This is a genomic window from Pseudomonas persica, from assembly GCF_900291015.1.
GTDB lineage: Bacteria > Pseudomonadota > Gammaproteobacteria > Pseudomonadales > Pseudomonadaceae > Aquipseudomonas.
The window spans coordinates 1-265 of record NZ_OLKL01000182.1 but is presented as its reverse complement, the minus strand read 5'-3'; the positions used below and the strand labels follow the sequence as shown (position 1 = coordinate 265).

At 45.7% G+C, this 265-nt stretch carries 1 pseudogene; it reads left to right on the top strand.

The window, feature by feature from the left end:
• Positions 1–60: 60 nt before the first annotated feature.
• Positions 61–265 (top strand): annotated as a pseudogene (locus tag FQ664_RS26205) (alpha-ketoacid dehydrogenase subunit beta); the annotation flags it as partial.

The following is a 265-nucleotide window of genomic DNA, read 5'->3' as shown; positions in this document are numbered from 1 at the left end:
AGCTAGCACCGCAAAGAGATACGCTGATTAATAAGACGTTGCGAATGCAGGGAGGCAAACATGATTAATCACCAAACTCCCGAAATCACGCTTATTGAAGCGGTTAACTTGGCACTTCATTATGAAATGGAGCACGACAACAACGTCGTGCTACTAGGCGAAGACGTTGGAGACAACGGCGGTGTGTTTCGCGCTACTGTCGGTTTAAAAGAGAAATTTGGATTAAGAAGAGTGATTGATACTCCCCTTGCCGAAGCCCTAATAG